Raw genomic sequence first — 25,953 nt, 5'->3', positions numbered from 1 at the left:
AACGGGAGGATGCGCGAATGTTCGGTTGGATCAGGAAAATGATGCAGCCAGAAATGGCGCCAGAGGGTCCTGTAACATTCGATTTCGAAATCGAGATCGCCACCCCGGCTGAGCGAATTTACAGCCTGATCGACTTTGCCAGCCCGACCAACGCAAAACGCGAGTTGGGCCATAGCGTCGAGCAGGTTTCTTCTAATCCGGAAATCTGGAAGCTCGTCATCGCCCAGATGCCCGATGCAACTTTCCTCGAGACGGTTACCGAAGCCACCGCCCCCTTATGCTATTCGTATCGCAGCGTTGCGGAACCACAGCAGGGAGCGATGCAGTGGACCGAAGAGCGCTGGACCATACAACCGCAGCAGGACGGCGCTCGATGCCTCGTCACCTTATTGGTGGAGGCACAGTTCGATGAGCCCCTACCCATGAGCGATCACCAGGACCACGTCATTATGATGGCCATGGGCTGCAACAACGCCGTCGAAAAGCTCAAGCTTCACGCCGAAAAAGGCGTAGCGGCCGTGCGGGAAGTCGAGGCGCAACAGTTCCGCTGAGCGGGATGCCGCAGCGCCTTCGAGACAGCCGCCGCCATGAACTCGGCGCATTCCCCGTGAACCGTCCGGTGCCGATTTTCGTCAGGATAATCCGAGTATACGAATTTGGCGCGTTACTTCTTGCGCGCCTTGCGGGCGGCGTACTTCTCGTCGCGCGCGGCCTTCAGTTCCGCTTCGGTCGGCTCGGGCACGGCAGCGGCCTTCGCGGCAGCCAGCTTGTCCGCCTTGGCCTGCAAAATCGCTTCCTTGCGGGCCTTGCTCTTTTCGGCAGCGGCCGCTTCTCGGGCGAGCTGGACCTTCTTGCGTTCCGCCAGAACTTCCGGGTCCACGGGCGGCCTTGCAGCCAGCTTCTTCAGGGCTTTCTCGCGGGCCTTCTGGGCCAATTCGGTGCGTTCCTGAAAGGTGGGTTGTTTGAAAAAAGCCATGTTCAACTGTGTCGTTTCTGGTTGGCCGGACGGGGTCCGACAGGAATTACTGGGCAGCGCGAGCAGGTGGAGATTTACTCCTCGCCCATACGCAGGGCGGCGATGAACGCTTCCTGCGGAATGCTCACGTTGCCATACTCGCGCATACGCGCCTTACCCTTTTTCTGCTTTTCGAGCAGCTTCTTCTTTCGCGAGATATCGCCGCCATAGCATTTGGCCGTCACGTCCTTGCGCAGGGCGGCAATGGTTTCGCGGGCGATCACCTTGCCGCCGATCGCAGCCTGGATCGGGATCTTGAACAGGTGCCGCGGGATCAGATCCTTGAGGCGTTCGCACATTCCGCGGCCGCGTTCTTCCGCCACGTTGCGGTGAACGATCAGCGACAGCGCATCGACCGGTTCGGCGTTTACGAGGATATTCATCTTCACCAGATCGCCTTCGCGATTGCCGATCTGTTCGTAATCGAAGCTGGCGTAGCCGCGGCTGATGGATTTCAGCCGGTCGTAAAAATCGAACACCACTTCGTTGAGCGGCAATTCATAGGTCACCTGCGCACGGCCGCCAACATAGGTGAGGTCGATCTGGATGCCGCGCCGATCCTGGCACAGCTTGAGGATCGATCCGAGGTATTCGTCCGGCGTGTAGATCACCGCCTTGATCCACGGTTCCTCGATGGTCTCGATCCGGTTCACGTCCGGCCAGTCGGCGGGGTTGTGAATGTCGATCACCTTGGCATCTTCGTTCTTCGTGTGGCCGAGGTGGACGCGGTAAACCACCGACGGGGCCGTGGTGATCAGGTCGAGGTCGTATTCGCGGCTCAGGCGTTCCTGGATGATCTCCAGGTGCAACAAGCCAAGGAAGCCGGCGCGAAAGCCGAAACCCAGCGCGGCGGAGCTTTCCATTTCGTAGCTGAAACTTGCGTCGTTCAGCCGCAGTTTGCCAATGGATTCGCGCAGCTTCTCGAAATCGGCGGCGTCGACCGGGAACAGGCCGCAGAACACCACCGGCTGCACTTCCTTGTAGCCGGGCAGCGCGGCGGTCGCCCCGCCCTTCACCGTGGTGATGGTATCGCCGACCTTGGCCTGTTCGACTTCCTTGATCTGCGCGGTGATGAAGCCGATCTCGCCAGGGCCGAGTTCGGGTAAATCGGTGCGCTTGGGGGTAAAACAGCCCACGCGATCGATCAGGTGCTGGGTGCCGCCCTGCATGAACTTGACGTTCAGCCCCTTCTGGATGACCCCGTCGATCACCCGCACGAGGATGACCACGCCGAGGTAGGGATCGTACCAGCTGTCGATCAGCATGGCCTTCAGCGGTGCGTCGCGGTCGCCCTTGGGTGGGGGAATGCGCGCGACAAGCGCCTCGAGCGTTTCCTCGATGCCGATGCCGGCCTTGGCCGAAGTCAGCACCGCGTCGGACGCGTCCAGACCGATGATGTCCTCGATCTCGGCCTTGACCTTCTCGGGTTCGGCGGCGGGCAGGTCGATCTTGTTGATGACCGGAACGATCTCGTGATCGTGCTCGATCGACTGGTAAACATTGGCCAGCGTCTGCGCTTCCACGCCCTGAGCGGCGTCAACCACCAGCAGCGCGCCTTCGCACGCGGCGAGGCTGCGGCTGACTTCGTAGGCGAAGTCGACGTGGCCGGGCGTGTCCATGAGGTTCAGCTCGTAGGTTTCGCCGTCTTTTGCGGTGTAGTTCAGGCGCACGGTCTGCGCCTTGATGGTGATGCCGCGCTCTTTCTCGATATCCATGTTATCAAGAACTTGTTCGGACATCTCGCGTTCGGTCAGGCCACCGCAATGCTGGATCAAACGGTCGGCAAGCGTGCTCTTCCCGTGATCGATGTGCGCGATAATCGAAAAATTGCGGATTTTTGAAAGATCAGTCATCGCCCGCGCCAATAGCCGCGTGTGGCGGTGCTGTCAGCAGGCAAACTGCGTCAGGCCGCCTGCTGCTTGGGTGCGTTGGCCGAAAGCTTGAACTGGGCGTAGGACGGGTTCGAAGAAAGCTTGTCCGCAAGCGTGTATTTGCCCGCAGGCAGGGCCTGCAACGGAGCGCCTGCCGCGGCAAGCTCGTACGGGCTGACGCGATGGCGGGTGCACAGGCCCCCTGCCCCGTCGTCGACCAGTTCCTGCTCGAACTCGACGCCTTGCGTATCGTCCATCGTCCGGCGCACCGAACAGACCGCGAGTTGGCCCTGACCGAAATCGAGGACGAACATCGTGCCGACGGGCACATCCTCCAGGCCCTGGATCATTGCGCCCGAGCGGGAGAGGTTTCGCAAGGTCACATCGTAATAGTGATCTTCGTGGATCACGCCGATCTTGCGGAACACGGTCCGGCGGCTGGCGCGCTGGGTTCCGTTGTCCGATGGTGCGAGAATCCACTCGCCCTCGGCGATTTCCTCGAGGACCTGTTCGGAAGTCATGGCGCCCGAGTAGACGAACCCGCAAACCTGGTTGACCCCAAGCCGCTTGAGCTCTTCCATCAGCGCGATCGCATGGACGCCGGAGGCGATGGTTTCCATTCCCATTGCGCCCGCCAGGGCGACCACGGCTTTCACCAGCTCAAGATCGCCCAGTTCGCTGCCCATGACCGGTTCGAAGAAATCTTCGCCGATCCTGAGCGCGTTGAACGGCGCACGCCGGAGATAGCTAAGCGAAGAAAGGCCCGTTCCGAACTGGTCCAGGGTCAGGCGAACGCCCGCCTTGAAGAGGCGCGACAGGGCCTTGTCCACCGTCGACCCGTCGCCCAGCAAAACCGATTCCGGCAAACGCAATTCGAGCCGCGCCGGATCGAGCCCGGTTTTCTTGAGCACGTCTTCCACGGTATCGACGAAGCCGCTTGCTTCGAACTGCACCGGGCTGACATGCAAGGCTGCAACGATGGATTCAGGCCAGTGAACGGCGTCTTCGCAGGTTTTGCGCAGTCCCCAGTCACCGATGGGAATGATCAGGCGGCTGCCTTCGGCAACCGGCATGAACGTCTCGGCTTCGACCCGGCCCCGTTCCTCGTCGACCCAGCAATATTGCGCCTCCAGCGCCACCACGCGGTTATCGGCAAGGCTGACCACCGGCTGGTATTCGAGCGTGAAGTGACCCGATTCGATCGCCTGGGCGAGGTCTTCTTCCATCCGCTTGCGCAGATTGGCTTCATGTTCGAGATCGGCGGCATAGAAACGGAACTGGCCGCGCCCACCGTTCTTCGAGGCATACAGGGCAAGGTCGGCAGCGCGGGTCAGCTCGTCACGTTCCACACCGTCGTACGGTGCGATCGCGATACCGACCGAACAGCCGATCGAGCAGCGCCCCTCCTCAACCGAATAGGGCTGTGACAGGATCTGGATGATCTTCTTGGCGATCTCGCCAAGCTCTCCGCGATCGTCGAGATCGGGGATCAGAACCTGGAATTCGTCGCCGCCAAGCCGGCCTATTTCACCGCGTCCGGCAACGGCCCCGCGCAGCCGGTCGGCAACCTGCTGCAGCAACTGGTCGCCGGCGGCATGGCCAAGCGTATCATTGACCTGTTTGAAGCGGTCGAGATCGAGCATCATCAGCGCGGCTGCGCGCTTCGCGCTGCGGAACGCGTGCAAGGTGGAATCGATGCGCTGTTCCATCCGGTGGCGATTGGCCAGACCGGTCAGCGAATCGAACTTTGCCAGCCGGTTGGCTTCTTCTTCGGACCGGAATTCATCGGTCACGTCGATGGTGCTGCCGCGGAAACCCAGAAAGGTGCCGCTGCCGTCATAAAGCGGGCGGCCCGACAAGCGCAGCACAAGGTCGGCCCCGGTGCGGCTGGCCTGCACGGCCATGCCCGAAAAGCTCTTGCGGGTGCCGAGCTTCAGCCCGAGCGAGCGTCCATCGGCTTCCCCGTCGACCGGGATGAAAACCTGCTGCATCGCCTCGCCGGCGAACTGGGCGAATTCGCCATCCAGGGCGTCGACGATCCAGCCACTGAGATAGGAGATGCGCCCCTGCGCGTCGGTGTTCCAGAAACCCAGGGCACCGCTGATCTCGATTTCTTCGACGACCGCAACCTTTTCGGCCGCGTCGATGCCGGGAGGCGAGGCGCCGTTGATCCCGGCCCCGCCTTTCTTTCCCTTGAAGAAATCAGAAAAGGGCATTGCCCCCATATCCACCCACCTCGTCAGCAGTGATTACTGTACTGAACCATAGCTATGCGGAATTGGTTAGTTTTACCCTAACGCGGCGCTGATATCTGCACGCGCGGAAGCCGGTTTTTCGTTCTTGCGACGCGATGCACCGGGATCGATTTCCATGAATGCCTTCGGCTTGTAGGTTCCGCTCAGTTCGGCCTTCAGCATTTCATAGGGATCCTGCGGCAGGCTCGAAAGCGGGCGTCCGGCCGCTTCGATCTGATAGGGCGAAACGCGATGGCGCGTACACAAACCATCGGCGCCGTCGCTGATCAGTGCGGACTCGAATTCCACGCCCTGCATATAACCGGACGAACGGCGAACCTTTGCCACGGCAAGCTGCCCGCCCCCCAGGTTAAGGACGACCGGCGTGCCGAGCGGCACCTCGAGCAAGCCTTCGATCATCGCCCCTGTCTTGGACAGATTTCGCAAGGTCACGTTGTAGCGATGATCTTCATGGATCAGGCTGATCTTGCGATAGACGGACTTGCGATCGGCGCGATACTTGTCGGGACCGCGTGGTTCGTAGACCAGGTCCTTCGTTTCCAGCCGCTCGAGCAGTTCGTCTTGGGAAAGCGCCTTGGAGAAGATGTAGCCCTGGACGTGGCTTGCACCGCGTTCCTTGACCAGCGAAAGTTCGTCCTTGGTTTCCACCCCTTCGGCGACCGTTTCCATATGGAGGGATTCGGCCAGGCTGACGATGGCGCTCATGATCGCAGGGTTGTTGTTGCCCTTTTCGGTCGCGCCGCGAACGAAGCTCTGGTCGATCTTGATCTTGTCGAACGGAGCCTTCTGGAGATAGCTCAAGGAGCTGTAGCCGGTGCCGAAGTCATCGAGCGCAAGGCGCACACCGATGCGTTTCAAGACCTCGAACGTGGACTGCGTGCGCTCTGAATCGCCGAGGAAAACACTTTCCGTGATTTCCAGTTCCAGGCGATGCGGCTCCAGTCCGGTTTCCATCAAGACCGACTTTACCAGATCGGGGAAATCATCCCGCGTGAACTGGATTGCCGAAACATTCACCGCAACGCGCAATTCCACGGGCCATTGCTTGGCCTGAAGGCACGTTTGCGTCAGCGCCCATTCGCCCAGTTCCTTGATCATGCCGATATCTTCGGCAACCGGGATGAACTGCGATGGCGGGATGAACCCGCGTTCGGGATGCTCCCACCGCATCAACGCCTCAAGGCACTGAAGCTTATGCGTCTTCGCATCGACGATCGGCTGGTAATACATCTTGAGCTCGCCATTTTCGATGGCGTCGCGCAGGTCTTCCTCGATCTGGCGGCGGTGCTTCACGCCGTCCTGAAAGTCGATGTGATAGAAACGATACTGGCCGCGACCGCCGCCCTTGGCCGCGTAAAGCGCAAGGTCGGCCGATTTGACGAGCTCTTCGCTTTCGATGCCGTCGTATGGCGCCACGGCGACCCCGATCGAAGTCCCGATGACAGCGCGCGAACCGCTGATCTGGTATGGTTGCGACACCATCTGGATCAACCGCTTGCTCAGTTCGCCGAGTTCGCCCCGATCGTCCATGTCGGGGATCATGATCTGGAATTCGTCGCCTCCGAGACGGCCGATTTCGCCCGTCTCCCCGATAACGCGTTCGATCCTGCCCGCGACCTGGCGGAGCAGTTCATCGCCCGCCGGATGGCCCAGCGTGTCGTTGACCTGTTTGAAACGGTCGAGGTCGAGCATCAGCAGTGCGCAGCTGCGCTTCGAGTTGCGGAACGCCTGCAAGGTCGCGGCCAGCCGCTTGTTCATCCGGTGCCGGTTGGACAGGCCGGTGAGGGAATCGAACTGTGCCAGCCTGTCAGCGTCACGCTGGCTCTGGAAGGTCCCAGAAATATCCTTCGCGCTGCCCCGATAACCGGCGAATTCCTGTGCCTTGTCGAATTGCGGCTTGCCGGCGATTTCCCACCACGCCTGGTTCTTGCCCAGGGCAAGGCGCACGGGAAGCTGGGAAATCGAGTTGCGCGCGCCGAGCAGGAAGTTGAGCGGTCGCTCGGACTTCTGGTCGTCGACTTCAGGGATGAAGAACTTGGTGAGCTGCGTGCCGATAATCTCATCGAGATCGCACCCGATTGTCTTGGCCGCGTTTTCGGAAAGATAGATCAACCGGCCATGACGATCGGTGGCCCAGAACCAGCCAAGTCCCGCGTTCTCGAAGCTGTCGAGGAGTTCGATACGACGCATGGTGTCCGCGTGCGTAATCGGCCGCAGTTCGAGCGCGGCCTCTTCATCCTGCTGTTTGACCTTGGCGCGGGCCCCGCGCGCAAAGAAACCTGCCATTGCCTGTCCTCAATCCTGTGAATTCGGCCGCGAACCCGTTCAGCCACCTACGTAATCGAGCCATGTGCTAGCCGGAAAAACTTTCCAAACGGATAACCATCAAATTCGAGGGACGCAGGGCTGGAAGCGCGCTTGCCACATGGGGCGGCGCGGTGCATCGTGCGGTTCGGCTTCACAGGGGGGAGAGAACCTGGATGCGGCATATCGCGATCGTCGGTTCCGGACCGGCGGGCTACTACACTGCCGAAGCAGCGGTGAAAAAATGGGGTGAGGATGTCCGGGTCGACGTGTTCGACCGGCTGCCGGTTCCATACGGGTTGATCCGCACCGGCGTGGCGCCCGATCACCAATCGATCAAGGGCGTGTCGCGGCGATACGAAAAGGTCGCCCTGGCGGGCAACGTCCGGTTCGTCGGCAACGTATCGGCCGGAGACGACGTGACCGTCGCGGAACTCCAGCAATTCTACGACGCGGTCATATTCGCCACCGGCGCGCCGGAGGACCGGAAGCTGGGCATGGAAGGCGACGATCTTGCCAACGTGTACGGCAGCGCCGCTTTCGTGGGCTGGTATAACGGGCACCCGCATTTCGCCAACCTCGACCCCGATTTCTCAGGCCGCCACGCCGTCGTGATCGGGATGGGTAACGTCGCGCTCGACGTGGCGCGCATCCTGTCGAAAACGGATGAGGAATTTGCCGGGTCGGACATCGTGGCCCACGCGCTCGACCTGCTGCGCGGATCGAGACTGGAAACGATCACCATCCTTGGGCGCAGGGGACCGCAACAGATCATGATGACGCCGAAGGAACTCGGAGAACTCATGCACCTTCGCCGCGCCAGTCCGCATGTGGACAAATCGGATCTTCCCCCGGAAGGCGATGACGCCATACTGGAGCCAGGCTTGCGGAAATCCGTCACGCTTCTGCGCGATTTTGCGGCCATTCCGCAAAGCATTCACGGCGAAACACCGATCAGCATCGAATTCGACTTCTTCGCCAGCCCGCGGGCAATCCATGGGGTCGACGGGCATGTGCGTTCGATCGAGGTTGAACGAACGACCGTCGAGGCCGGGCGCGCGATCGGGACCGGTGAAACCTATGAATTGCCTGCCGATCTCGTCGTCAGCTGCATCGGTTACCGTTCTTCCCCCGTCGAAGGCGTACCGTTCGACGAACGCGCCGGGCGTTTCGCCAACGACGAAGGGCGCATTCTGCCGGGGTTGTATTGCGTCGGCTGGGCGAAACGCGGCCCGAGCGGCACGATCGGAACCAACCGTCCCGACGGGTACGGCGTCATCGATCTGGTCGATGCCGATATCGGCTTGGGGTCGCGAAAGCGCGGGCGCGAAGGTTTCGACGAATTGGCCGAAGCGCGCCGCCTGGACATCGTGACCTTCCGTGACTGGCAAAAGATCGAAGAGGCCGAAGAAGCCGCCGCCCGCGAAGGCGCACCGCGCGAAAAGTTCGTCGACATCGAAAGCATGATTGCCGCGCGGCGTCCGTGAACGCATCCTTGCTTTCCCAACAGTGGCAAAGCATGACTTGTTGCAAGGCCACAGCCTGATTTGATTATTTGTAATACCGGAGGATGCCCGACCCATGGCCAAGCTTGAAGACGAAGCCGCCCAGCACACCAGCGCCCTTGGTCCCCTCGTTGGCCTGACGCGAGAGGATATCTTCGGCGCCGTCGCCGTCATGCTGCGCGAAACGGCTTCCGACCCGCAGCGGCTGATGAAGCACGGTCAGGATATCGGCGCGGATATGATCAAGATCATGACCGGCAAGAGCGAAATTGCACCCGACCCCAGGGACAAGCGGTTCAAGGACCCTGCCTGGCAGTACAACCCGTTCATGCGCGCCGGGATGCAGTATTACCTTGCCGTGCAGAAGGGCGCTTCGAAATGGCTCGAGGACCTCGATCTCGACGATCTTGAGCGCGACCGGGCCCGCTTCATCTCGAACATCATCATTGACGGCATTGCCCCCACAAACACGCTGATCGGGAACCCCACCGCGCAGAAGATGGCGATCGATTCCGGCGGTCTCAGCCTGATCAAGGGCCTCAAGAACGCCTATGACGACATGGTCCACAACAAGGGCATGGTCAGCCAGGTGGACAAGAAGCCGTTCAAGCTTGGCGAAAATGTCGCAACATCGAAGGGATCGGTTGTCCTTCGAACCGACATGATGGAGTTGGTGCAGTACACCCCCACCACCGACGAAGTGTACGAGATCCCGCAGCTGACCATCCCGCCGCAGATCAACAAGATGTACATCAACGATCTCTCGCCCGAAAAATCGGTCGTGAAGTATCAGCTCGACAACGGCATCCAGACCTTCGTCATCAGCTGGAAAAACCCCAGCAAGGAACAGGGCCACTGGGACATGGCCGATTACGTCCGCTCGTGCCGCGAAGCGATGGAAGCGGTCAGCAAAATCACCGGCGCCAAGAAGGTCAATGTATCGGCCGGGTGTTCGGGCGGCCAGACGGCGGCCATGCTGGCCAGCAAGATGGCATCCGATGGCGATAGCCTGCTTGGCGCGCTCACGCTTATGGTGTGCGTCCTTCACCCCAAGCAGAACGATATCGAGGCGGGATCGCTCGTCAGCAAGAACGGCCTGCAACTGGCGCGGCGACGCGCTGCGAAAAAGGGCGTGATCAAGGGGGACGATCTGGCCCGCGGCTTCGCATGGTTGCGACCCAACGATCTCATCTGGAACTACGTGATCAACAACTACCTGCTCGGTCAGGACCCGCCCGCGTTCGACGTCCTGTTCTGGAATGCGGATGCGACAAACCTGTCCGCCAGCCTGATGGGCGATTTCCTGACCATCTTCGAAACGCTGGCATTCACGAAGCAGGGCGAAGTCGAAATGATCGATCACAAGATCGATCTGTCGAAGGTCACCAGTGACCTGTTCATCCTTGGCGGGGTGACCGACCACATCACGCCCTGGAAAGCGACCTACCGATCGACCAAGCTGTTCGGATCGAAGGATGTCACCTACGTCCTCAGCCATTCCGGCCACATGCAGGCGATCCTCAACCCTCCCGGCAACCCCAAGGCGCGCTATTACATCCAGTCAGACCCCAAGAAAAAGCTGCCTGACACGGCGGACGAATGGTTGAAGGGTACCGAAGAAGTAGCCGGCAGCTGGTGGCCGTACTGGATCGACTGGGTTCAGAATCGGTCCGGCAAGAAGGTGAAAGCCCCCGCGAAAACGGGGAACAAGACATACAAGCCGCTGGACCCGGCCCCGGGTCTCTACGTTATGGAACCGTGCTGACACCCTCATAAGGACCGCCGCGTGACTGCAAGAAAGCAAGACAAACTGACCGCCACGATCGAAATGATGGATGTTGGCGGTCGCAGCTTGCGCGTGGCGCATTGGCGGCTCGACATGCCGACCGATCATCCCCCGATCCTGTTCTTCAACGGGATCGGCGCGAATATCGAAGCGGTCGCCCCGCTGGCCGAAATGCTCACCGAGCGCGGCTTTGTCATGTTCGACATGCCGGGAACGGGGGAAAGCCCCGACCCGATGATGCCGTACAACACCTTCACCATGAGCTGGACAGCCAGCCAGGTGCTCCGACGCCTCGGCATACCCACGGTTGATGTGATGGGCGTGTCGTGGGGCGGCGCGATGGCGCAGCACTTCGCACTTCAGCACCCCGGCAAGACGCGCAGGCTGGTGCTGGTCGCCACCACGGCTGGTATGCTGATGGTGCCCGGCAACCCGGCCGCGCTGACCAAGATGGCTGACCCGCGCCGTTACATCGACCGCGACTTCATGAACGAACACTTCACCACGCTTTACGGCGGTGTCGACCGGGATGGTGCATCCCACCAGAAGGACAGCCACATCGGCCGCCTGAAGCCGCCGTCTCCGCGCGGTTACATGTACCAGCTGATTGCGATGCTGGGCTGGACCAGCCTGCCCGCCCTTCCCTTCATGTCCAAGGAAACCCTGGTGATGATGGGGGACGAGGATCAGATCGTTCCACTGATCAACGGCAAGATCCTTGCCTCGGCCATACCGAATGCGCGCCTCGAGGTGTTTGCCGGCGGCGGCCATCTGTTCCTGCTGACCCATGCCGACGAAGCGGTGGGTTCGCTGCGAAAATTCCTGAATTCTCCAGCCACCGACGCGGAGAGCCGCCGCGCCGCCTGACAGGCAGTACGGCAGTCCATCCGAGCATGAAACGAGCAAGGATGTAGATGGACGCCGTAGGTACTCAGCAAACCAACCCTGCCACGATCAACCATTCGGGCGAAGGCGGCGCCCTGGGGCGCACCGGATTCGCCTGGGCCGTGTTCGAATGGGCGCGCAATCCCTATTACATCCTGATCGTGATCTATATTTTCGCGCCCTATTTCGCGCGGGATATCATCGGGGCCGATATGCTCGCCAGCGGCGCGCTGGACGGCCTGACCCCTGAAAAGGCGCTGGCGACCGCCAACGCGCAAGGCCAGGCCACGATCGCCTCGGTCACCAAATGGGCCGGCGTCATCGCCGCGCTTACGGCGCCCTTTCTGGGTGCTGCGCTCGATCGCGGCGGACGGCTGAAGCCGCTGCTGGCGGTCTTCCTGAGTTCGATCGTGATATGTTCGGCGTTGCTGTGGTTTGCCATGCCCGGCGGGCAAGGCCTGCCGATCTGGGGCATCATGGCGCTGCTGGTCATCGCCTATGTCAGCTACACCTATTCCGAAGTGACGCACAACGCGATGCTCAGCGTGGCGGGAACGAAAGACCGTCTCTCGATGATTTCGGGGCTTGGGCTCGGCCTTGGCAATCTTGCCGCTACGCTTATCTTCGTGGCGCTGGTGCTGCTGTTCGTGATGCCCGAAATCGTGGGTTGGCCCTTTGCCGAACCGCAGTTCGGGATCGATCCGACCCGGTTCGAACACATGCGGATTGCCGGGCCGATCTGCGCGGTGTGGCTTGCCGTGTTTGCCATGCCATTCTTTATTTACGGCCGCGATCCAGGCACCCCCGGTGCAAGTTGGCGCAAGGCGGTTGTCGCGGGCGCGCGGAGCGTCGCGAAAACACTGCGCGAAGCGGCGCACTACCGCGACCTGATGAAGTTCCTCCTCGCCCGGATGTTTTACGCAGACGGAATGGCCGCCTTGCTGGCGCTTGGGGCGGTCTATGTTGCGCTGTTCCTTGGCTGGGGCTTTCTCGAAATGCTCTGCTACGCGATCTTCGCCAGCGCATGGGCATTCCTCGGAGGAATTTTCGGCGGTTGGCTGGATAACAAGGTGGGGGTGAAACGCGCGCTCATCATCGAGATTATCGGTATGGTCGCGGCAATGGTCGTGCAGTTGAGCATCACGCGTGACAGCCTGTTCTTCGGTCTGGTTCAAAATTACGCGGTTTGGGACGGCCTGGTTTTCAAGACCCTGTCCGACCTGTCCTACCTGGGGCTGATCAGCGTTGTGGCGGTCACGGCCACCGCCAGCATTTCGTCGAGCCGCGCGATGCTTGTCACCCTCGCGCCCCCGGGACGAAGCGGCGAATTCTTCGGCCTGTTCGCAATCGCCGGCACCATAACCGTGTGGATGGGCCCGCTCTTGGTCGAACAGTTCACCTTGTGGTTCAACGACCAGCGAATCGGGATGGCGTCCATCACCTTGCTGTTCGGGGTCGGTTTGTTGACCCTCCTCTCGGTCCGGATGCCGGAACCCCACGCCCGTTAAAGGGCCCGCACCAAGGCAGCTAGACTCTCCGGTTGCAATATGAGACCTTCCTTGTCGGAGAGAGGAGCTCATCAATATGCCCGCATTCGATTTGATTATCCGCAACGGCACCATCGTGGATGGTACCGGAACCCCCAGCTTCACCGGTGACATCGCCATCAGGGATGGCCTGATCGCCCAGGTCGGCGAGGTGCGCGGCGACGCGGCGGAGGAAATCGACGCGGGCGGCAAGCTTGTCACACCCGGTTTTGTGGATGTGCACACGCATTACGACGGCCAGGCAACGTGGGACCAGGAAATGGCACCCAGCAGCTGGCACGGCGTCACCACGGTGGTGATGGGCAATTGCGGCGTGGGCTTCGCCCCTGCCCGTCCCGACAAGCACGAATGGCTGATCGGGCTGATGGAAGGAGTCGAGGACATTCCCGGCACCGCCCTGGCCGAAGGCATGAACTGGGAATGGGAAACCTTCCCCGAATATCTCGACGCGCTCGAAAAGCTCCCCCGCACCGTCGACGTCGGGACCCATGTTCCGCATGGCTCGGTCCGGGCCTACGTCCTGGGTGATCGCGAACGCCCCGGCGCCATTCCGACCGATGAAGACGTCGCGAAAATGGCAGCCATCGTCGAAGACGGCGTGCGCGCCGGTGCATTGGGCTTTTCGACCAGCCGCACCGTCCTGCACCGCGACATCGATGGCGAAGTGGTGCCCGGCACCACTGCAACCGCGGAAGAACTGGTCGAAATCGGCCGTGCGATGGGCCGTGCCGGACATGGCGTCTTCGAAATGGCGTCCGACATGATGCGCGAATGGGACGAATTTGGCTGGATGGGCAAGATGAGCCGCGAAACCGGCCTTCCGGTCACATTCGCCGCTCTCCAGTCGATCGCCAAGGAAATGCCGCTCGAAGAGCAGATCGAGTGCATGCGGGCCGAGAACGACAACGGCGCAAATATCGTCGCCCAGATCGCGTTGCGCGGCAACGGCATTGTCATGGCATGGCAGGGCACGGTGCATCCCTTCCGCTTCCGCCCAAGCTGGCAGGCGATCGAGGAACTGCCGTGGGAAGAACAACGCGCCAGGCTGCTCGATCCGGCATTCAAGGCGCAGCTGCTTTCCGAAGAAAGCGATCTGTCCGAGGTGAACCAGGATATCATCGGCCTGATCAAGGTCGTCTGCGAAGGGTGGGGGTTGCAGTACGAAATGCTCCCCGATTTCAATTACGAACCGACGACCGAAGAAAGCATCGCAGCCCGCGCAGAACTGGCCGGTAAATCGGGCCAGGAATACGCCTACGACCTTCTTTGCAGCGATGACGGCAAGGGATTCATCTACCTGCCGATCCTGAATTACGCCGATGGCAATCTGGACTTCCTGATGGATCTCCAGCAGTCGGATGACACCGTGAATTCCCTGTCCGACGGCGGCGCGCATTGCGGCACGATCTGCGATGCGGCCAGCCCCACTTTCATGCTCCAGCATTGGGTGCGTGACCGGGCGCGTGGCACGATCACGCTGGAAAACGCGATCAAGCGCCAATGCGCCGACACGGCACGGCTTTACGGGCTGGAAGATCGCGGCGTTTTGGCGCCGGGCTTCCTTGCCGATCTCAACATCATCGACATGGACCGCCTCAAACTTGGCAAGCCCTGGCTCGCCTTCGATCTTCCAGCAGGCGGCAAACGTCTGCTGCAAAAGGCCGACGGGTATGTTGCCACCATCAAGAACGGCAAGGTCACGTTCCGTGAAGGCGAATGGACCGGAGAAACGCCTGGCGGGCTGATCCGTGGTCCGCAACGCGCCGAACTGGCGGAGGCAGCCGAATGAAGGCGATCCGCACCGGCGCGACGCCATCCACCCTCGAAGCGTTCGAATATGTCGATATTGACGATGCAGCGGCACCCGGCCCCGGCGAAATCACAGTCGCCATAAAGGCAAGTTCGCTCAACTTTCATGACTATGCCGTGGTCAAGGGCATGATCCCGACACCGCAGGGCCGCATCCCGATGTCCGACGGTGCGGGACAGGTTGTGGCCATCGGCGACGGCGTCACCGAATTTTCGGTCGGCGATGCTGTGGTCAGCACGTTCTTTCCCGAATGGCTGGACGGTGCACCGCCCGCGACCGCATTTACCCGTGTGCCGGGTGACGGGATCGACGGCTATGCCCGCGAAGCGATTACCGCGCCGACAACCTGGTTCACCCGTGCACCGGCGGGATACACCCATGCCGAAGCCGCTACGCTCACCTGTGCCGGGTTAACCGCATGGCGCGCCTTGTTCGTGGATTATTCGCTCAAGCCGGGCGACACGGTGCTGGTGCAGGGAACGGGCGGCGTATCGATATTCGCGCTGCAATTCGCCAAGGCGGCGGGTGCCACCGTGATCGCCACCAGCTCGTCGAACGAAAAGCTCGAGCGGGTCAAGGCTATGGGCGCAGACCATCTCATCAATTACCGCGAAGTGGAAGCCTGGGGCCCCAAGGCGCTTGAGCTGACAGGTGGCCGCGGCGTGGATTGCGTGGTCGAAATCGGTGGCGCGGGAACGCTCGACCAGTCGATGCTGGCAACGCGTGTGGGCGGGCATGTCGCGCTGATCGGGGTCCTGGCCGGATTTGCCGGGCCGGTGCAGACCGCCCTGCTGTTTTCCAGGAACCTGACCGTCCAGGGTTTGACCGTTGGCAGCCGCAAAATGCAACTGGACATGATCGCAGGAATCGAAGCGAACGGCATCAAGCCGGTCATTTCGGATACCTTTGCGCTGAAAAATCTGGCCGACGCTTTCCGCCACCAGGAAAGCGGCTCGCACTTCGGGAAAATCGCGGTCGAGATTTAAGGCTCGATCACGATTCCCCGTGCGGGATCGACCTTCCCGCCGAGCATTTCGAGAAAGACCTCGCGCGCCCGATCAAGGCCCGCGAGGCGCTCGATCTCGATCGAACTGCCCGCGTCCTCGAGAAAACCGCGCCAGCTTTCGGCCATCATCTGGCCGGCGGCTTCGGGGCCGGCTTCCCTGAACAGGGCCACCGCGTGATCGGGTGCGAAGAACAGCGTTGGCGTGGGCCCGGGAATTTCCGCGGTCCCGCCTTCGCGCGCTTCGATATGGGTGACGCCGACCAGACACGAATATTTGAGCGCTTCGCCCAGATGCTCGTGGATGCGGCGCAGCAACGATGAATTGCCGGCGAAATCGACCGACACGCTGGGCGCATCCGGAATCTGGTCCACAGCGTCGTAGGCAAGGACCAGATCGTACAGTCCACTGGCTTCGACAAAGCCGACATTGCCTGCAGACGTCAGGCCAATGCGCCGCACGTCGGGCGAACGCCGCTTGGCAACGCTGGCCAACCCCATCGCGGTTTTCGACGAAGCGCTGGTCACCACCAGCTGGCTTGCCCCGAACCAGCTTTCGGATCGCATGAAATACTCGATGAGGAAGCCGGTCTTGAACAGAGGGCCGAAGATCATCCTTTCGCCTTCGCGCGCAGGATCGTGTTCGGGATCGGCGGCCAGCCGCGAATACTGGTTGTAGATCGGGCTCATCGGCTGGCGATGCTCGGCCATGTCGACGAAGCCGCTGGCGGAAACCTTGCCGGGCACAACGTCCAGATGGCTGGCCATCGGCAGGTAACCGTACACACGCTCCCCTACGGCAAGGTCGGGGCTGTTGCTTTCGATGACCCTGGCGTGGCCCCACATCGGGACGATCCCCGATCCGTCCGGCGCCGGGAAGAAATTCCAGTACCCGAACCCGTCCCCCACCACGGCATAGGTGATGTTGTTGGATGTGACCGAGAAACTCTCCACCTCGAGCCGCACCGCTCCTTCGCCCAGCGCGGTTTGGTCCAGAGTGACCAGCTCCGCTTTTGCGAGATCGTTTTTCCGGACGTGTACTTGCTGGGTCATCGGTGGTTCTCCTCGGTGGGCGATCATTCCCCTTTTGGTCACCAGGCGCAAGGCGAAGCCTTCCTTAACCATAGTGTTGTACCCCCGCGGCCGGACAAGACATGCTAATCGATCGCCGCTTTTCGACCATCGATGCCATGAGGGGCATCGCTGCAATCGCCGTGATGCTCTTTCACGTGCGAGAGGACATCGGCGTCGATGTTCCCGGAGGCTATCTGGCAGTCGACCTGTTCTTTGGCCTCAGCGGCTTTGTCATCGCGCAGGCCTATCAGCAGCGTATCCGGGATGGATTGGGGCCGCGCGAATTCATGGTGCGGCGTGCAATCCGGCTTTGGCCGATGCTCGCCTTGGGCGCGGCGCTGGGTGTCGTGCTCCATCAGGGCCATGCCGGCATGTTGTTCCTGCTGCCGAACTGGCTGTCGCCCACGCTGCTCTTTCCGGCAAACCCGCCGCTGTGGTCGCTGTTGTTCGAGATGATCGCCTATCTGGCCTTTGCGCTTGCCCTTGCCCGCGGCGGCGTTGCTGCGCTCTGGGCACTTCTTGGCGGATCGGCCGCCGCGCTGGCGTGGTATGCGGGGCAGCCGCTTGCCTTCGGGGACTTCGGGGCCGATTGGCGCACCTTATGGGCGGGCCTTGCCCGGGTGAGCTATTCCTTTACGGCCGGCGTCCTGATTTACCGCCTGACACGGGACTGGAAACCCGGTGCAAGCGCAAGCATGGTTGCGTGGCTGCCTTCTCTGGCGATGATCTGTGCGTTTCTGGTGATTGGGCCACAGGATAACGGGGCGGCGCTTGCCGCCATCCTTATCGGCGTCCCGTCCGTGGTTCTTGCCGCAAGCTGCCTCCATGTTCCGCAGCGACGGCTGGCGGCATGGCTCGGCGATCTTTCCTACCCGCTTTATTGCATCCATGTCCCCATCCTCGCCGTGTTGGCGGGCGCCGGAGAAACGGCGATGGCGCTAGCCTGCGCTTCGGTGGTGATCGCATCGAGCGCGCTCGACCGCCATGTCGACCGGCCCGCGAGAGACTGGCTGACGCGCCTGCACAGATCGAACGCAGACAAGCGCCGCAGATTGCCAGGCTAGCCCGCCATTCCGGCGGGCCAGCCTGTCTGCAATCAGACCCGCATCGGCATCAGGACATACAGAGCCGGGCTGTTTTCGTCCTTGCGGATCAGCGTCGGGGCGCCGGCATCCGCCAGGTGGATTTCAACCGTGTCGCTGTCGATCTGGCTGAGAATGTCCTTGAGATAGCCGGCGTTGAAACCGATTTCGAAGCCGTCCGAGGAATATTCGGCCGGGACTTCTTCCGATGCCACGCCGTTGTCCGGCGAGGTGACGGTAAGCGTTACCTTGTCCTTCTCCAGCCCCATCTTGACCGCGCGGGTTTTCTCCGTCGCGATGGTCGCAACACGGTCGACACCTTCGAAGAAGCTCTTGGGATCGAGCTTGAGGAGCTTGTCGTTCGCCGTGGGAATGACCCGCGAATAATCGGGGAACGTGCCGTCGATCAGCTTGCTGGTCAGGACCACGCCGCCTTCGCCGCCAAGGGTGAAGCGGATCTTGCTGGCCGACAGGTCAATCTGGACATTTCCGTCCATTGCTTCGTCGAGGAGCTTGCGAAGTTCCGCCACCGCTTTGCGCGGCACTATGACATCCGGCATCCCTTCGGCCCCGTCGGGGCGCGGGAGGGTGAAGCGGGCAAGCCTGTGGCCATCGGTTGCGGCGGCCTTGAGGACCGGCTTGTCTTCGTCCGAAACGTGAAGGAAGATGCCGTTGAGGTAGTAACGGGTTTCTTCGGTCGAAATCGCGAAGCGCGTACGGTCCACCATTTCGGCGAGCGTGCGGGCTGGAAGTTCGAAGCTTGTCGGCAGATCGCCTTCGACAATCACGGGAAAGTCGTCCCGCGGCAGCGTGGGAAGCGAGAACCGGCTGCGGCCAGCCTTGACGGCCATACGGTTTTCCGCCGTTTCGAGGCTGACCTGGCTGCCTTCGGGCAGCTTGCGGGCAATGTCGAACAGGAGGTGGGCGGAGACCGTGATCGCGCCTGTGGCTTCGACACTGGCTTCCATGTGTTCGATGACCTGAAGGTCGAGGTCGGTCGCCATTACCTTCAACGAATTGTCGCCATCGGCTTCGATGAGAACGTTGGAGAGGATGGGAATGGTGTTGCGTCGCTCGACCACTGACTGGACGTGGGAGAGACAGCGCAGCAGGGTTGCGCGTTCGATAGTGGCCTTCATGGTCCTTCTTTCGTCCCTTGTGGGCGCGCAAAGGGCCGGAATCGCCCCCAATAGCGCCGGAATACGGATAACGACCTTAGCGGGGCAGTCTTCCGGGGCAAGGTTGCAGCGCCCCGGTGCCTGATTCCTTGGGGATAAACCCCGGCTTAGCTGAACATCGCCATGCCGCCGTTCACATGCAGCGTCTGCCCCGTGACATAGGCGGCCTCGTCACTGGCGAGATAGGCAACGGCAGCGCCGATTTCCTCGCCCTCGCCCATCCGGCCCATCGGGATACGGCCGTTGATCGCCGCCTTCTGGTCATCGCTGAGCGCATCGGTCATTGCCGTGCGGATGAAGCCCGGCGCCACGCAATTGACCGTGATATTACGGCTCGCCAGTTCCTGCGCGAGGCTCTTGGACATACCGGTAAGGCCCGCCTTGGCTGCGGTGTAGTTCATCTGGCCGGGGTTTCCGGTCGCACCGACCACGCTGGTGATCGAGATTATCCTGCCGCCACGCGCCTTCATCATCGGGCGGGCCGAAGCGCGCATGAGCCGAAAGCTCGCCTCGAGGTTGATGCGGATCACATCGTCCCATTCCTCGTCCTTCATCCGCATGCCCAGATTGTCGCGGGTGATCCCGGCGTTGTTGACCAGGATATTCATGCTTCCGAGCGTGTCGAGCGTGGCGGGGATCAGTTCCTCGACCTGCGTGGTGTTCGAAAGGTCGCAGGTGATCTCGACGTGGTCGTGACCGAATTCCCTGTTCAATTCATCGCGAAACGCGCGGAGCTTGGCCGGGTTGGAACCCGACAGCGCAAGCCGCGCGCCCTGACGCGCAAGCGCGCGCGCAATCGACGAGCCAATCCCGCCGCTGGCACCGGTAACGAGAGCGGTCTTTCCTTCGAGGCTGAACATCATCCGATCTCCTTGGCGAAATTTTCGAGGTCTTCCATGGTGACGAGGCTGATGGCAGCGGCATCCTTGTCGATCCGTCCGACCATCGGGCCCAGAACCTTGCCGCCCAGTTCCACGAAACGTTCGATCCCTGCAGCGCGCATGGCAATGACGCTTTCGCGCCAGCGCACGCGGCCGGTTATCTGTTCGACCAGGAGGCGCTGTTCCTCGGCGGGATCCGTCACACGGGCCGCCGTCACATTTGCAAACAAGGGCACCGTGAACGCGTGCGGCGGCGTGTCGGAGAGCGCCGCTTCCATGCGGCGGGCTGCGGGTTCCATCAGCGAGCAGTGAAACGGCGCCGATACCGGCAGCTTGATGCCGCGCTTGATACCGTGATCCTTCGCCAGTTCGATCGCACGGTCGATGGCTTCGGCATGTCCTGAAATCACCACCTGACCCGGATCGTTATCGTTGGCCACTTCGCAAACCTGACCCTGCGCGGCGGCTTGCGCCAGCGCGGTTGCCTTTTCGATATCGGCACCGAGCAGCGCGGCCATCGCGCCGACACCGATCGGTACCGCGTCCTGCATCGCAATCCCGCGAAGGCGCAGCAACTTGGCCGCTTCGGTCAGCGAAAATGCCCCGGCGGCGCACAGCGCACTGTATTCCCCCAGCGAATGGCCAGCGACGCAGGTCGCCGTGTCCGCCAGAACGACCCCGAATTCCTTTTCCAGCACGCGGGTCGTGGCGATCGAATTCGCCATGATCGCAGGCTGGGCGTTCGCGGTCATGGTCAGCTCGCTTTCGGGGCCTTCCTTCATCAGCGCGGAAAGCTTCTGCTTCAACGCCTCGTCGACCTCCTGGAAAACCTCGCGAGCGTGCGCGCTGGCATCGGCCAGATCGGAACCCATGCCGACCTTCTGGCTGCCCTGTCCCGGAAAGATGAATGCAGTCATGTCTGTCTCCTCGTGGCCGCGGCGCTTAGGCGCAGCCCGGCTAGGCCTCAAGACCGAACGGCACGATCCTGTTGGCAGAGCTGTGCCCGATGGCGGCACGCCCAAGGTAGGCAATCGCGTGCTTTTCGCACCAGTAGCGGGCGATTTCTTCCACCGTTGCCCCGAATGGCCGGTCGTTCTCTGGAACTGCGCTTACTTCGCCAAGCCGCAATCCGGCAATGTCGTGGAGGTGCTGCGAAACGTGAAAAAGCAGGCGGTCGATTGCGTATTCGTATTCCCCGACCTCTTCGATCAAGACCTCGTGGCCCGATAGGCTGGGCATCAGATCGGTGCCGACCAGCATCGCCAGCGTGTAGAGGTTGAACGCGGCCGCCGGTGCGCCTGTCAGTCCCGCTTCCAACCCGCTGTCGTCCCCGGAAAACCACGCGAGCACACGCCGGATCGCATCGCTTCCGCCATCCCTCATGATGTCGACAGGCATGGGAGCGTGGACCGGTTTTCCAACACCGGCGCGATACAGCGCGCCCAGCAAAGTCCCGCAGTCCGAATATCCCAAATATGCCTTCTTCCGCGCATCCGGCCCCACCTTGCCGAGGAAATCCCCGGCAATGCGGTTGGACCCATATCCCCCCTTGGCAAACCACACCGCATCGAAGCGGGCATCGTTCGCGCAGTCGAGAAGCGCGGCAAGGCGCGTCGCATCATTTCCCGCAAAATGGCCATCCTCTGCGAAGCACTGGTCGTGAAAATGCAGCTCGATACCGGGAAACTCTGCCGCTGCGAGCGCGCTAACCGCGTCGGCATACTCCCGCAGCAGCGGGGTCGCAGGGGCGCAGACGGCAATTGTGCGAAGCGGGCGATGCACGGGCCATCCCATGCCCGCTTGTTTTCGCGCTGACAACTGCATAGCGGTGCGGGCGATGACCCAAACGCCTCCTGCCATGCCCGCCCCCGACGAACTTTTTGCACGCCCGTTCTTCTTTTGCGGGATCGGCGGATCGGGAATGCTGCCGCTCGCGCAGATCCTCAAGGGCCGCGGCTCGGTCGTCGAAGGGTCCGATCGCAGCCACGATCAGGGCCGCACGCCGGAAAAGTTCACCGCGCTGGAAGCGCAAGGGTTCGTGCTGCATCAGCAGGATGGAAGCGGCATCGTTTCGTCGGACCAGATCCTGGTCGCGAGCGCGGCCATCGAAGACACGGTGCCCGAAGTGCAGCGCGCCAAGGAACTTGGCTGCCTGCGGCTGACGCGGGCCGAACTCAATTCGATCCTGTTCAACACCAGCGGTGCAGGACTGGCGATCGCCGGGACCAGTGGCAAGTCCACGGTGACAGGAATGCTCGGCTGGATCCTGCATGCCTGCGGACGCGAACCGACGATCATGAACGGCGCGGTGATGAAGAACTTCGTTTCGCCCGAACGGCCTTACGCCAGCGCCGTTGTTGGCGGCCAGACGCTGTTCGTCAGCGAAGTGGACGAGAGCGACGGGTCCATCGCACTCTACAAGCCCGCCGTGGGTGTGCTGCTCAACGTCAGCCTCGATCACAAGAGCATGGACGAATTGCGCCAGTTGTTCGGCGATTACCTTTCCCGCAGCCGCATCGGCGTCATCAATGCGGACGATCCCGAAGCGCTGGCCCTTTTGCCCCGCGCCAACGACGTGATCACCTTCGGGATCGATCAGGAAAAAGCGCAGATCGGGATTGTTCCGGGCACCGTTGCCGAAGGGCCGGTGCGCCAGGCGGCGATGGTGATCGACCGACACGATGGCGCCGAATATCCCTTGCGCCTGAACCTTCCGGGACGCCACAATCTGTCCAACGCGCTTGCCGCCATCGCCGGTGCGGCTGCCGCAGGGATTCCCGTCGGCAAAGCGGTGGAGGCGCTGGCAGGTTTCGAGGGGCTTGCACGCCGGTTCGATATCGTGGGCACGACCGTCGCAGCGATAACGGTGATCGACGACTTCGGACACAATCCTGAAAAATGCGCCGCCACTCTCCGGACGCTGAAGAGCCATCCGGGACGTGTGCTCGCGTTTTTCCAGCCGCACGGATACGGGCCGTTGCGGCAGATGGGCTCCGAACTGGCGGAAACCTTTGCCAGCGTGCTCGGTCCCGAAGATCGAACCATCCTGTGCGACCCGGTCTATTTCGGTGGGACGGTCGACCGCAGCGAAGGCAGCGAACGCATTGTGCGCCTGATCGAGGAAGCCGGCGGCAAAGCCGACTACATCCCTTCCCGCAAGAACGTGGCGGACCGCCTGACCTCGCTCGCCCGGCCGGGTGACCGGATCGTGATCATGGGCGCACGCGACGACACGCTGAGCGAATTTGCCCGCGAAATCTTCCAACGGCTCTCGATCTGAGGATCAATGCGCTTCGGCCGGTTCGCCCTCTTCCGCGCCGAGTTTGAAGATATTGTGCAGCACGACAGCGATGACGAAGCCCAACGCCAGTCCGGCCAGGGCTGAAAGGCCGGCATAGGTCGCCCAGCCAAGAATGCCCGAAAGTCCGCCGGTAACGGTTTCGACCGCGTGCTGGATGCCATGGGCCCAGTCCGACGGCCCGTGCAGCCCCAATTCGTGCAGGCCGTGCAGGATAATTCCCCCGCCGACCCACAGCATGGCGATTGTGCCCACGAACGAAAGCGTGACCAGAAGCTTGGGCATCGCCTTCAGCAGAAACCGGCCGACTGTCCTGGAAAACTGCGAATCGCGCTTCGCCATGTGCAGGCCGACGTCGTCCATCTTCACGATCATGGCGACCGCGCCATAGACGACCACCGTGATGATTATGCCTACCACTGCCAGCACACCCGCACGGGTGATCAGCGTTTCGGCGGCAACCTCGTTCAGCGTGATCGCCATGATTTCCGCCGAAAGGATAAGATCGGTGCGAATGGCCCCGTTGATGCGCTGTTTTTCGAAGGCGGCCGGATCCTCGATCCGGTCCTCCAGCGTCTTGCCGTGCTTTGCCCCACCCAGTTTCTCCATCACCTTTTCCGCCCCCTCGTAGGACAGATAGGCACCGCCCATCATCAGGATGAAGATGATGGCGCCGGGAAGAAATTCGCTGAGCAATAGCGCGCCTGGCAACAATATCAGCAGCTTGTTCTTGAAACTGCCCTTGGTGATGTTCCAGATGATCGGCAGTTCGCGCGCGGGCGAAAGGCCCGTCACATACGAAGGCGTGACCGCGGCATCGTCGATCACCACGCCGGCGGCCTTGGTGCCCGCCTTGCTCGCGGCGACGCCGATATCGTCGATGGATGCAGCAGCCGTACGGGCAATGATCGAAACGTCGTCGAGTAAGGCTACCAATCCACCGGGCACGAGAATTCCTTTCGCTTTAGCAGGCAACGGCCCCCTGCCCGCCTCGTTCCAAACCGACAAGCCTTGCATTGCGCGCCAATCCGGCTATGTGCGCGCATCCCCTGCCTCCGGGCACGGGAATCGAAGAAAGCCGGAGGGGCCCCGCAATCCCGCGGATCAGCCAGCGATCGGCCATATGTGAAAGGACAAGAGCATGGCTCTCTACGAGCATGTATTCTTGGCGCGACAGGACCTGAGCCAAGCTCAGGTCGACCAGCTCGCCGCCACCGCCACCGAGATTATCGAGAAGAACGACGGCAAGGTCACCAAGACGGAGACCTGGGGCCTCAAGAACCTCGCCTACAAGATCGATCGCAACCGCAAGGCGCACTTCGTGCTGCTGAACATCGAAGCTCCCGGCACCGTTGTCGAAGAGCTCGAGCGCCAGACCCGTATCAACGAAGACGTCATCCGTTACATGACGATCCGCGTCGACGAGCACGAAACCGGCCCGTCGGTAATGATGCGCAAGAATGAACGCGACAAGAAGCGTCGCTCTGACCGTGAGGAGCGCGACTGATGGCCCGCCCGTTTTTCCGCCGCCGCAAGTCCTGCCCGTTCTCGGGCAAGGGTGCTCCCCCGATCGACTACAAGGACGTGCGCCTTCTGCAGGGCTTCATGTCCGAGCGTGGCAAGATCGTTCCCAGCCGCATCACCGCCGTAAGCGCGAAGAAGCAGCGTGAACTCGCCAAGGCGATCAAGCGCGCTCGCCACATCGGCCTGCTGCCGTACATCGTGAAGTAGGAGGAGAAGACTCATGGATATCATTCTCCTCGAACGTATCGAGAAACTCGGCACCATCGGTGACGTGGTCACCGTAAAGGATGGCTACGCCCGTAACTTCCTGCTTCCGCAGAAGAAGGCGCTTCGCGCCAACGCTGCGAACAAGAAGGTCTTCGAAGCAAACCGCGACCGCCTCGAGCAGGAAAATGCCGAGCGTCGTACCGATGCTGAAAAGGCAGGCGAAAAGGTCAACGGCGTCGAGATCATCCTGATCCGTTCCGCGTCGAACACCGGCCAGCTTTATGGTTCGGTCAACGTCCGCGACATCGCTTCCGCCCTGGTGGAAAAGGGTCACGACATCGACAAGAAGCAGGTCATCATGGGCAACCCGATCAAGGCGATCGGCATGCATGACGTGCGCATCGACCTTCACCCGGAAGTTTCGGTCACCATCAAGGCAAACGTCGCCCGTTCGGACGACGAAGCCGAACTGCAGAGCCAGGGCGTCGACGTCATGGCCCAGATGTTCGAAGATGATCGTTACGCCGAAGGCGGCGCCGGTTTCACCGAATCGGTCGACCCCACCCTCGAGCCCGGCGAAATTCCCGCCGACATGCTCGAAGGCGACGAAGCGGAAGGCGAGGACGAGGCCTGAGCCTTTTCCACCCTCTCGCTAACGAGAAAAAAGGGGCGCGATCCGAAAGGGTCGCGCCCTTTTTGTAACACGGCTGTCGTTGTGGCAAAGATAG

Annotated in this window: 22 protein-coding genes; 12 read left to right on the top strand and 10 right to left on the bottom strand. The window is 61.7% G+C overall.

The features are described from left to right. Positions 1–17 precede the first annotated feature (17 nt). Entirely contained in the window at positions 18–551 is a 534-nt protein-coding gene (locus tag VR863_RS04315; protein ID WP_324827195.1) for an SRPBCC family protein, read from the top strand. 113 nt (positions 552–664) lie between these two features. Here the strand turns inward: VR863_RS04315 and VR863_RS04310 are convergent, their stop codons facing one another. From VR863_RS04310 to VR863_RS04295, 4 genes are all read right to left on the bottom strand, one after another. Next, complete coding sequence (locus VR863_RS04310) at positions 665–976, bottom strand: DUF6481 family protein (protein WP_324827194.1); 312 nt, start codon at positions 974–976, stop codon at positions 665–667. A 74-nt stretch (positions 977–1,050) separates the two neighbouring features. Beyond that, complete coding sequence (gene lepA, locus VR863_RS04305) at positions 1,051–2,868, bottom strand: translation elongation factor 4 (RefSeq protein ID WP_324827193.1); 1,818 nt, start codon at positions 2,866–2,868, stop codon at positions 1,051–1,053. A gap of 50 nt (positions 2,869–2,918) precedes the next feature. Next, positions 2,919–5,102, bottom strand: coding sequence for a putative bifunctional diguanylate cyclase/phosphodiesterase (locus tag VR863_RS04300; protein WP_324827192.1), 2,184 nt, complete (start codon positions 5,100–5,102; stop codon positions 2,919–2,921). Between the two features lie 72 nt (positions 5,103–5,174). After that, positions 5,175–7,427, bottom strand: a complete 2,253-nt coding sequence (locus VR863_RS04295; protein ID WP_324827191.1) for an EAL domain-containing protein — start codon at positions 7,425–7,427, stop codon at positions 5,175–5,177. A gap of 194 nt (positions 7,428–7,621) precedes the next feature. Between VR863_RS04295 and VR863_RS04290 the strand changes: the two genes are divergently transcribed. From VR863_RS04290 to VR863_RS04265, 6 genes are all read left to right on the top strand, one after another. Then, the gene (locus tag VR863_RS04290) at positions 7,622–8,932 is read left to right on the top strand and encodes an FAD-dependent oxidoreductase (RefSeq protein WP_324827190.1); all 1,311 of its coding nucleotides are present in this window, start codon (positions 7,622–7,624) and stop codon (positions 8,930–8,932) included. A gap of 94 nt (positions 8,933–9,026) precedes the next feature. Next, positions 9,027–10,715, top strand: a complete 1,689-nt coding sequence (locus VR863_RS04285; protein WP_324827189.1) for a PHA/PHB synthase family protein — start codon at positions 9,027–9,029, stop codon at positions 10,713–10,715. Positions 10,716–10,778: 63 nt separating this feature from the next. Further along, positions 10,779–11,603: an alpha/beta fold hydrolase gene (locus VR863_RS04280; protein WP_324827569.1), complete on the top strand. Its 825-nt coding sequence runs from the start codon at positions 10,779–10,781 to the stop codon at positions 11,601–11,603. Positions 11,604–11,650: 47 nt separating this feature from the next. Further along, positions 11,651–13,129 (top strand): MFS transporter, encoded by a 1,479-nt coding sequence (locus tag VR863_RS04275; protein ID WP_324827188.1) that lies wholly within the window; start codon positions 11,651–11,653, stop codon positions 13,127–13,129. Positions 13,130–13,205: 76 nt separating this feature from the next. After that, positions 13,206–14,957: an N-acyl-D-amino-acid deacylase family protein gene (locus VR863_RS04270; RefSeq protein ID WP_324827187.1), complete on the top strand. Its 1,752-nt coding sequence runs from the start codon at positions 13,206–13,208 to the stop codon at positions 14,955–14,957. Continuing rightward, complete coding sequence (locus tag VR863_RS04265; RefSeq protein WP_324827186.1) at positions 14,954–15,964, top strand: zinc-dependent alcohol dehydrogenase family protein; 1,011 nt, start codon at positions 14,954–14,956, stop codon at positions 15,962–15,964. The genes VR863_RS04270 and VR863_RS04265 overlap by 4 nt, the downstream gene beginning before the upstream one ends. On the opposite strand, the gene VR863_RS04260 is transcribed toward VR863_RS04265, so the two are convergent. Next, complete coding sequence (locus VR863_RS04260) at positions 15,961–17,034, bottom strand: DUF2855 family protein (protein ID WP_324827185.1); 1,074 nt, start codon at positions 17,032–17,034, stop codon at positions 15,961–15,963. The genes VR863_RS04265 and VR863_RS04260 overlap by 4 nt on opposite strands. Positions 17,035–17,135: 101 nt before the next feature. On the opposite strand from VR863_RS04260, the gene VR863_RS04255 reads away from it, so the two are divergent. Beyond that, positions 17,136–18,119 carry an acyltransferase family protein gene (locus VR863_RS04255; protein ID WP_324827183.1) on the top strand — a complete coding sequence of 328 codons (984 nt, stop codon included), beginning with the start codon at positions 17,136–17,138 and terminating at the stop codon, positions 18,117–18,119. Positions 18,120–18,151: 32 nt separating this feature from the next. Here VR863_RS04255 and dnaN read toward each other — a convergent pair whose 3' ends face one another. The 4 genes from dnaN to VR863_RS04235 form a co-directional block, all read right to left on the bottom strand. Then, the gene (gene dnaN / locus VR863_RS04250) at positions 18,152–19,276 is read right to left on the bottom strand and encodes a DNA polymerase III subunit beta (RefSeq protein ID WP_324827182.1); all 1,125 of its coding nucleotides are present in this window, start codon (positions 19,274–19,276) and stop codon (positions 18,152–18,154) included. A 146-nt stretch (positions 19,277–19,422) separates the two neighbouring features. Further along, positions 19,423–20,175, bottom strand: coding sequence for a 3-oxoacyl-[acyl-carrier-protein] reductase (gene fabG, locus VR863_RS04245; protein WP_324827568.1), 753 nt, complete (start codon positions 20,173–20,175; stop codon positions 19,423–19,425). Continuing rightward, a complete protein-coding gene (fabD, locus tag VR863_RS04240; RefSeq protein WP_324827181.1) occupies positions 20,175–21,113 on the bottom strand; it encodes an ACP S-malonyltransferase in 939 nt (312 codons plus the stop codon). Before fabD ends, fabG begins: the two co-directional genes overlap by 1 nt. Before the next feature lie 40 nt (positions 21,114–21,153). Beyond that, positions 21,154–21,990, bottom strand: a complete 837-nt coding sequence (locus tag VR863_RS04235; RefSeq protein ID WP_324827180.1) for an LD-carboxypeptidase — start codon at positions 21,988–21,990, stop codon at positions 21,154–21,156. A gap of 43 nt (positions 21,991–22,033) precedes the next feature. Here VR863_RS04235 and VR863_RS04230 point away from each other — a divergent pair, with 43 nt between their 5' ends. Next, positions 22,034–23,476: a glutamate ligase domain-containing protein gene (locus VR863_RS04230; protein WP_324827179.1), complete on the top strand. Its 1,443-nt coding sequence runs from the start codon at positions 22,034–22,036 to the stop codon at positions 23,474–23,476. A gap of 3 nt (positions 23,477–23,479) precedes the next feature. Here VR863_RS04230 and VR863_RS04225 read toward each other — a convergent pair whose 3' ends face one another. Continuing rightward, the gene (locus VR863_RS04225; protein ID WP_324827178.1) at positions 23,480–24,442 is read right to left on the bottom strand and encodes a DUF808 domain-containing protein; all 963 of its coding nucleotides are present in this window, start codon (positions 24,440–24,442) and stop codon (positions 23,480–23,482) included. A 193-nt stretch (positions 24,443–24,635) separates the two neighbouring features. On the opposite strand from VR863_RS04225, the gene rpsF reads away from it, so the two are divergent. Genes rpsF through rplI form a run of 3 tightly spaced genes read left to right on the top strand, consistent with a single transcriptional unit; the run spans position 24,636 to position 25,859 of the window. Then, a complete protein-coding gene (gene rpsF / locus VR863_RS04220; RefSeq protein WP_324827177.1) occupies positions 24,636–25,001 on the top strand; it encodes a 30S ribosomal protein S6 in 366 nt (121 codons plus the stop codon). After that, a complete protein-coding gene (gene rpsR / locus VR863_RS04215; protein ID WP_324827176.1) occupies positions 25,001–25,225 on the top strand; it encodes a 30S ribosomal protein S18 in 225 nt (74 codons plus the stop codon). The genes rpsF and rpsR overlap by 1 nt, the downstream gene beginning before the upstream one ends. Before the next feature lie 13 nt (positions 25,226–25,238). Further along, positions 25,239–25,859: a 50S ribosomal protein L9 gene (gene rplI, locus VR863_RS04210; RefSeq protein WP_324827175.1), complete on the top strand. Its 621-nt coding sequence runs from the start codon at positions 25,239–25,241 to the stop codon at positions 25,857–25,859. Positions 25,860–25,953 lie beyond the last annotated feature (94 nt).

The organism is Qipengyuania zhejiangensis (assembly GCF_035607565.1).
Taxonomy (GTDB): Bacteria; Pseudomonadota; Alphaproteobacteria; order Sphingomonadales; family Sphingomonadaceae; genus Qipengyuania; species Qipengyuania zhejiangensis.
Note: the sequence above shows the minus strand (reverse complement) of the source record. Positions and strands in the feature narration are given on the sequence as shown.

What these genes read in the sequence shown, in the direction of transcription:
- VR863_RS04310 (WP_324827194.1), bottom strand. Translation starts at nt 976, where the DNA reads ATGGCTTTTTTCAAACAACCCACCTTTCAGGAACGCACCGAATTGGCC.
- VR863_RS04315 (WP_324827195.1), top strand. Translation starts at nt 18, where the DNA reads ATGTTCGGTTGGATCAGGAAAATGATGCAGCCAGAAATGGCGCCAGAG.
- rplI (WP_324827175.1), top strand. Translation starts at nt 25,239, where the DNA reads ATGGATATCATTCTCCTCGAACGTATCGAGAAACTCGGCACCATCGGT.
- VR863_RS04265 (WP_324827186.1), top strand. Translation starts at nt 14,954, where the DNA reads ATGAAGGCGATCCGCACCGGCGCGACGCCATCCACCCTCGAAGCGTTC.
- fabG (WP_324827568.1), bottom strand. Translation starts at nt 20,175, where the DNA reads ATGTTCAGCCTCGAAGGAAAGACCGCTCTCGTTACCGGTGCCAGCGGC.
- VR863_RS04295 (WP_324827191.1), bottom strand. Translation starts at nt 7,427, where the DNA reads ATGGCAGGTTTCTTTGCGCGCGGGGCCCGCGCCAAGGTCAAACAGCAG.
- VR863_RS04280 (WP_324827569.1), top strand. Translation starts at nt 10,779, where the DNA reads ATGATGGATGTTGGCGGTCGCAGCTTGCGCGTGGCGCATTGGCGGCTC.
- VR863_RS04285 (WP_324827189.1), top strand. Translation starts at nt 9,027, where the DNA reads ATGGCCAAGCTTGAAGACGAAGCCGCCCAGCACACCAGCGCCCTTGGT.
- VR863_RS04235 (WP_324827180.1), bottom strand. Translation starts at nt 21,990, where the DNA reads ATGGGATGGCCCGTGCATCGCCCGCTTCGCACAATTGCCGTCTGCGCC.
- rpsF (WP_324827177.1), top strand. Translation starts at nt 24,636, where the DNA reads ATGGCTCTCTACGAGCATGTATTCTTGGCGCGACAGGACCTGAGCCAA.
- VR863_RS04255 (WP_324827183.1), top strand. Translation starts at nt 17,136, where the DNA reads ATGCTAATCGATCGCCGCTTTTCGACCATCGATGCCATGAGGGGCATC.
- lepA (WP_324827193.1), bottom strand. Translation starts at nt 2,868, where the DNA reads ATGACTGATCTTTCAAAAATCCGCAATTTTTCGATTATCGCGCACATC.
- VR863_RS04275 (WP_324827188.1), top strand. Translation starts at nt 11,651, where the DNA reads ATGGACGCCGTAGGTACTCAGCAAACCAACCCTGCCACGATCAACCAT.
- fabD (WP_324827181.1), bottom strand. Translation starts at nt 21,113, where the DNA reads ATGACTGCATTCATCTTTCCGGGACAGGGCAGCCAGAAGGTCGGCATG.
- VR863_RS04260 (WP_324827185.1), bottom strand. Translation starts at nt 17,034, where the DNA reads ATGACCCAGCAAGTACACGTCCGGAAAAACGATCTCGCAAAAGCGGAG.
- VR863_RS04270 (WP_324827187.1), top strand. Translation starts at nt 13,206, where the DNA reads ATGCCCGCATTCGATTTGATTATCCGCAACGGCACCATCGTGGATGGT.
- VR863_RS04300 (WP_324827192.1), bottom strand. Translation starts at nt 5,102, where the DNA reads ATGCCCTTTTCTGATTTCTTCAAGGGAAAGAAAGGCGGGGCCGGGATC.
- rpsR (WP_324827176.1), top strand. Translation starts at nt 25,001, where the DNA reads ATGGCCCGCCCGTTTTTCCGCCGCCGCAAGTCCTGCCCGTTCTCGGGC.
- VR863_RS04230 (WP_324827179.1), top strand. Translation starts at nt 22,034, where the DNA reads ATGACCCAAACGCCTCCTGCCATGCCCGCCCCCGACGAACTTTTTGCA.
- VR863_RS04290 (WP_324827190.1), top strand. Translation starts at nt 7,622, where the DNA reads ATGCGGCATATCGCGATCGTCGGTTCCGGACCGGCGGGCTACTACACT.
- dnaN (WP_324827182.1), bottom strand. Translation starts at nt 19,276, where the DNA reads ATGAAGGCCACTATCGAACGCGCAACCCTGCTGCGCTGTCTCTCCCAC.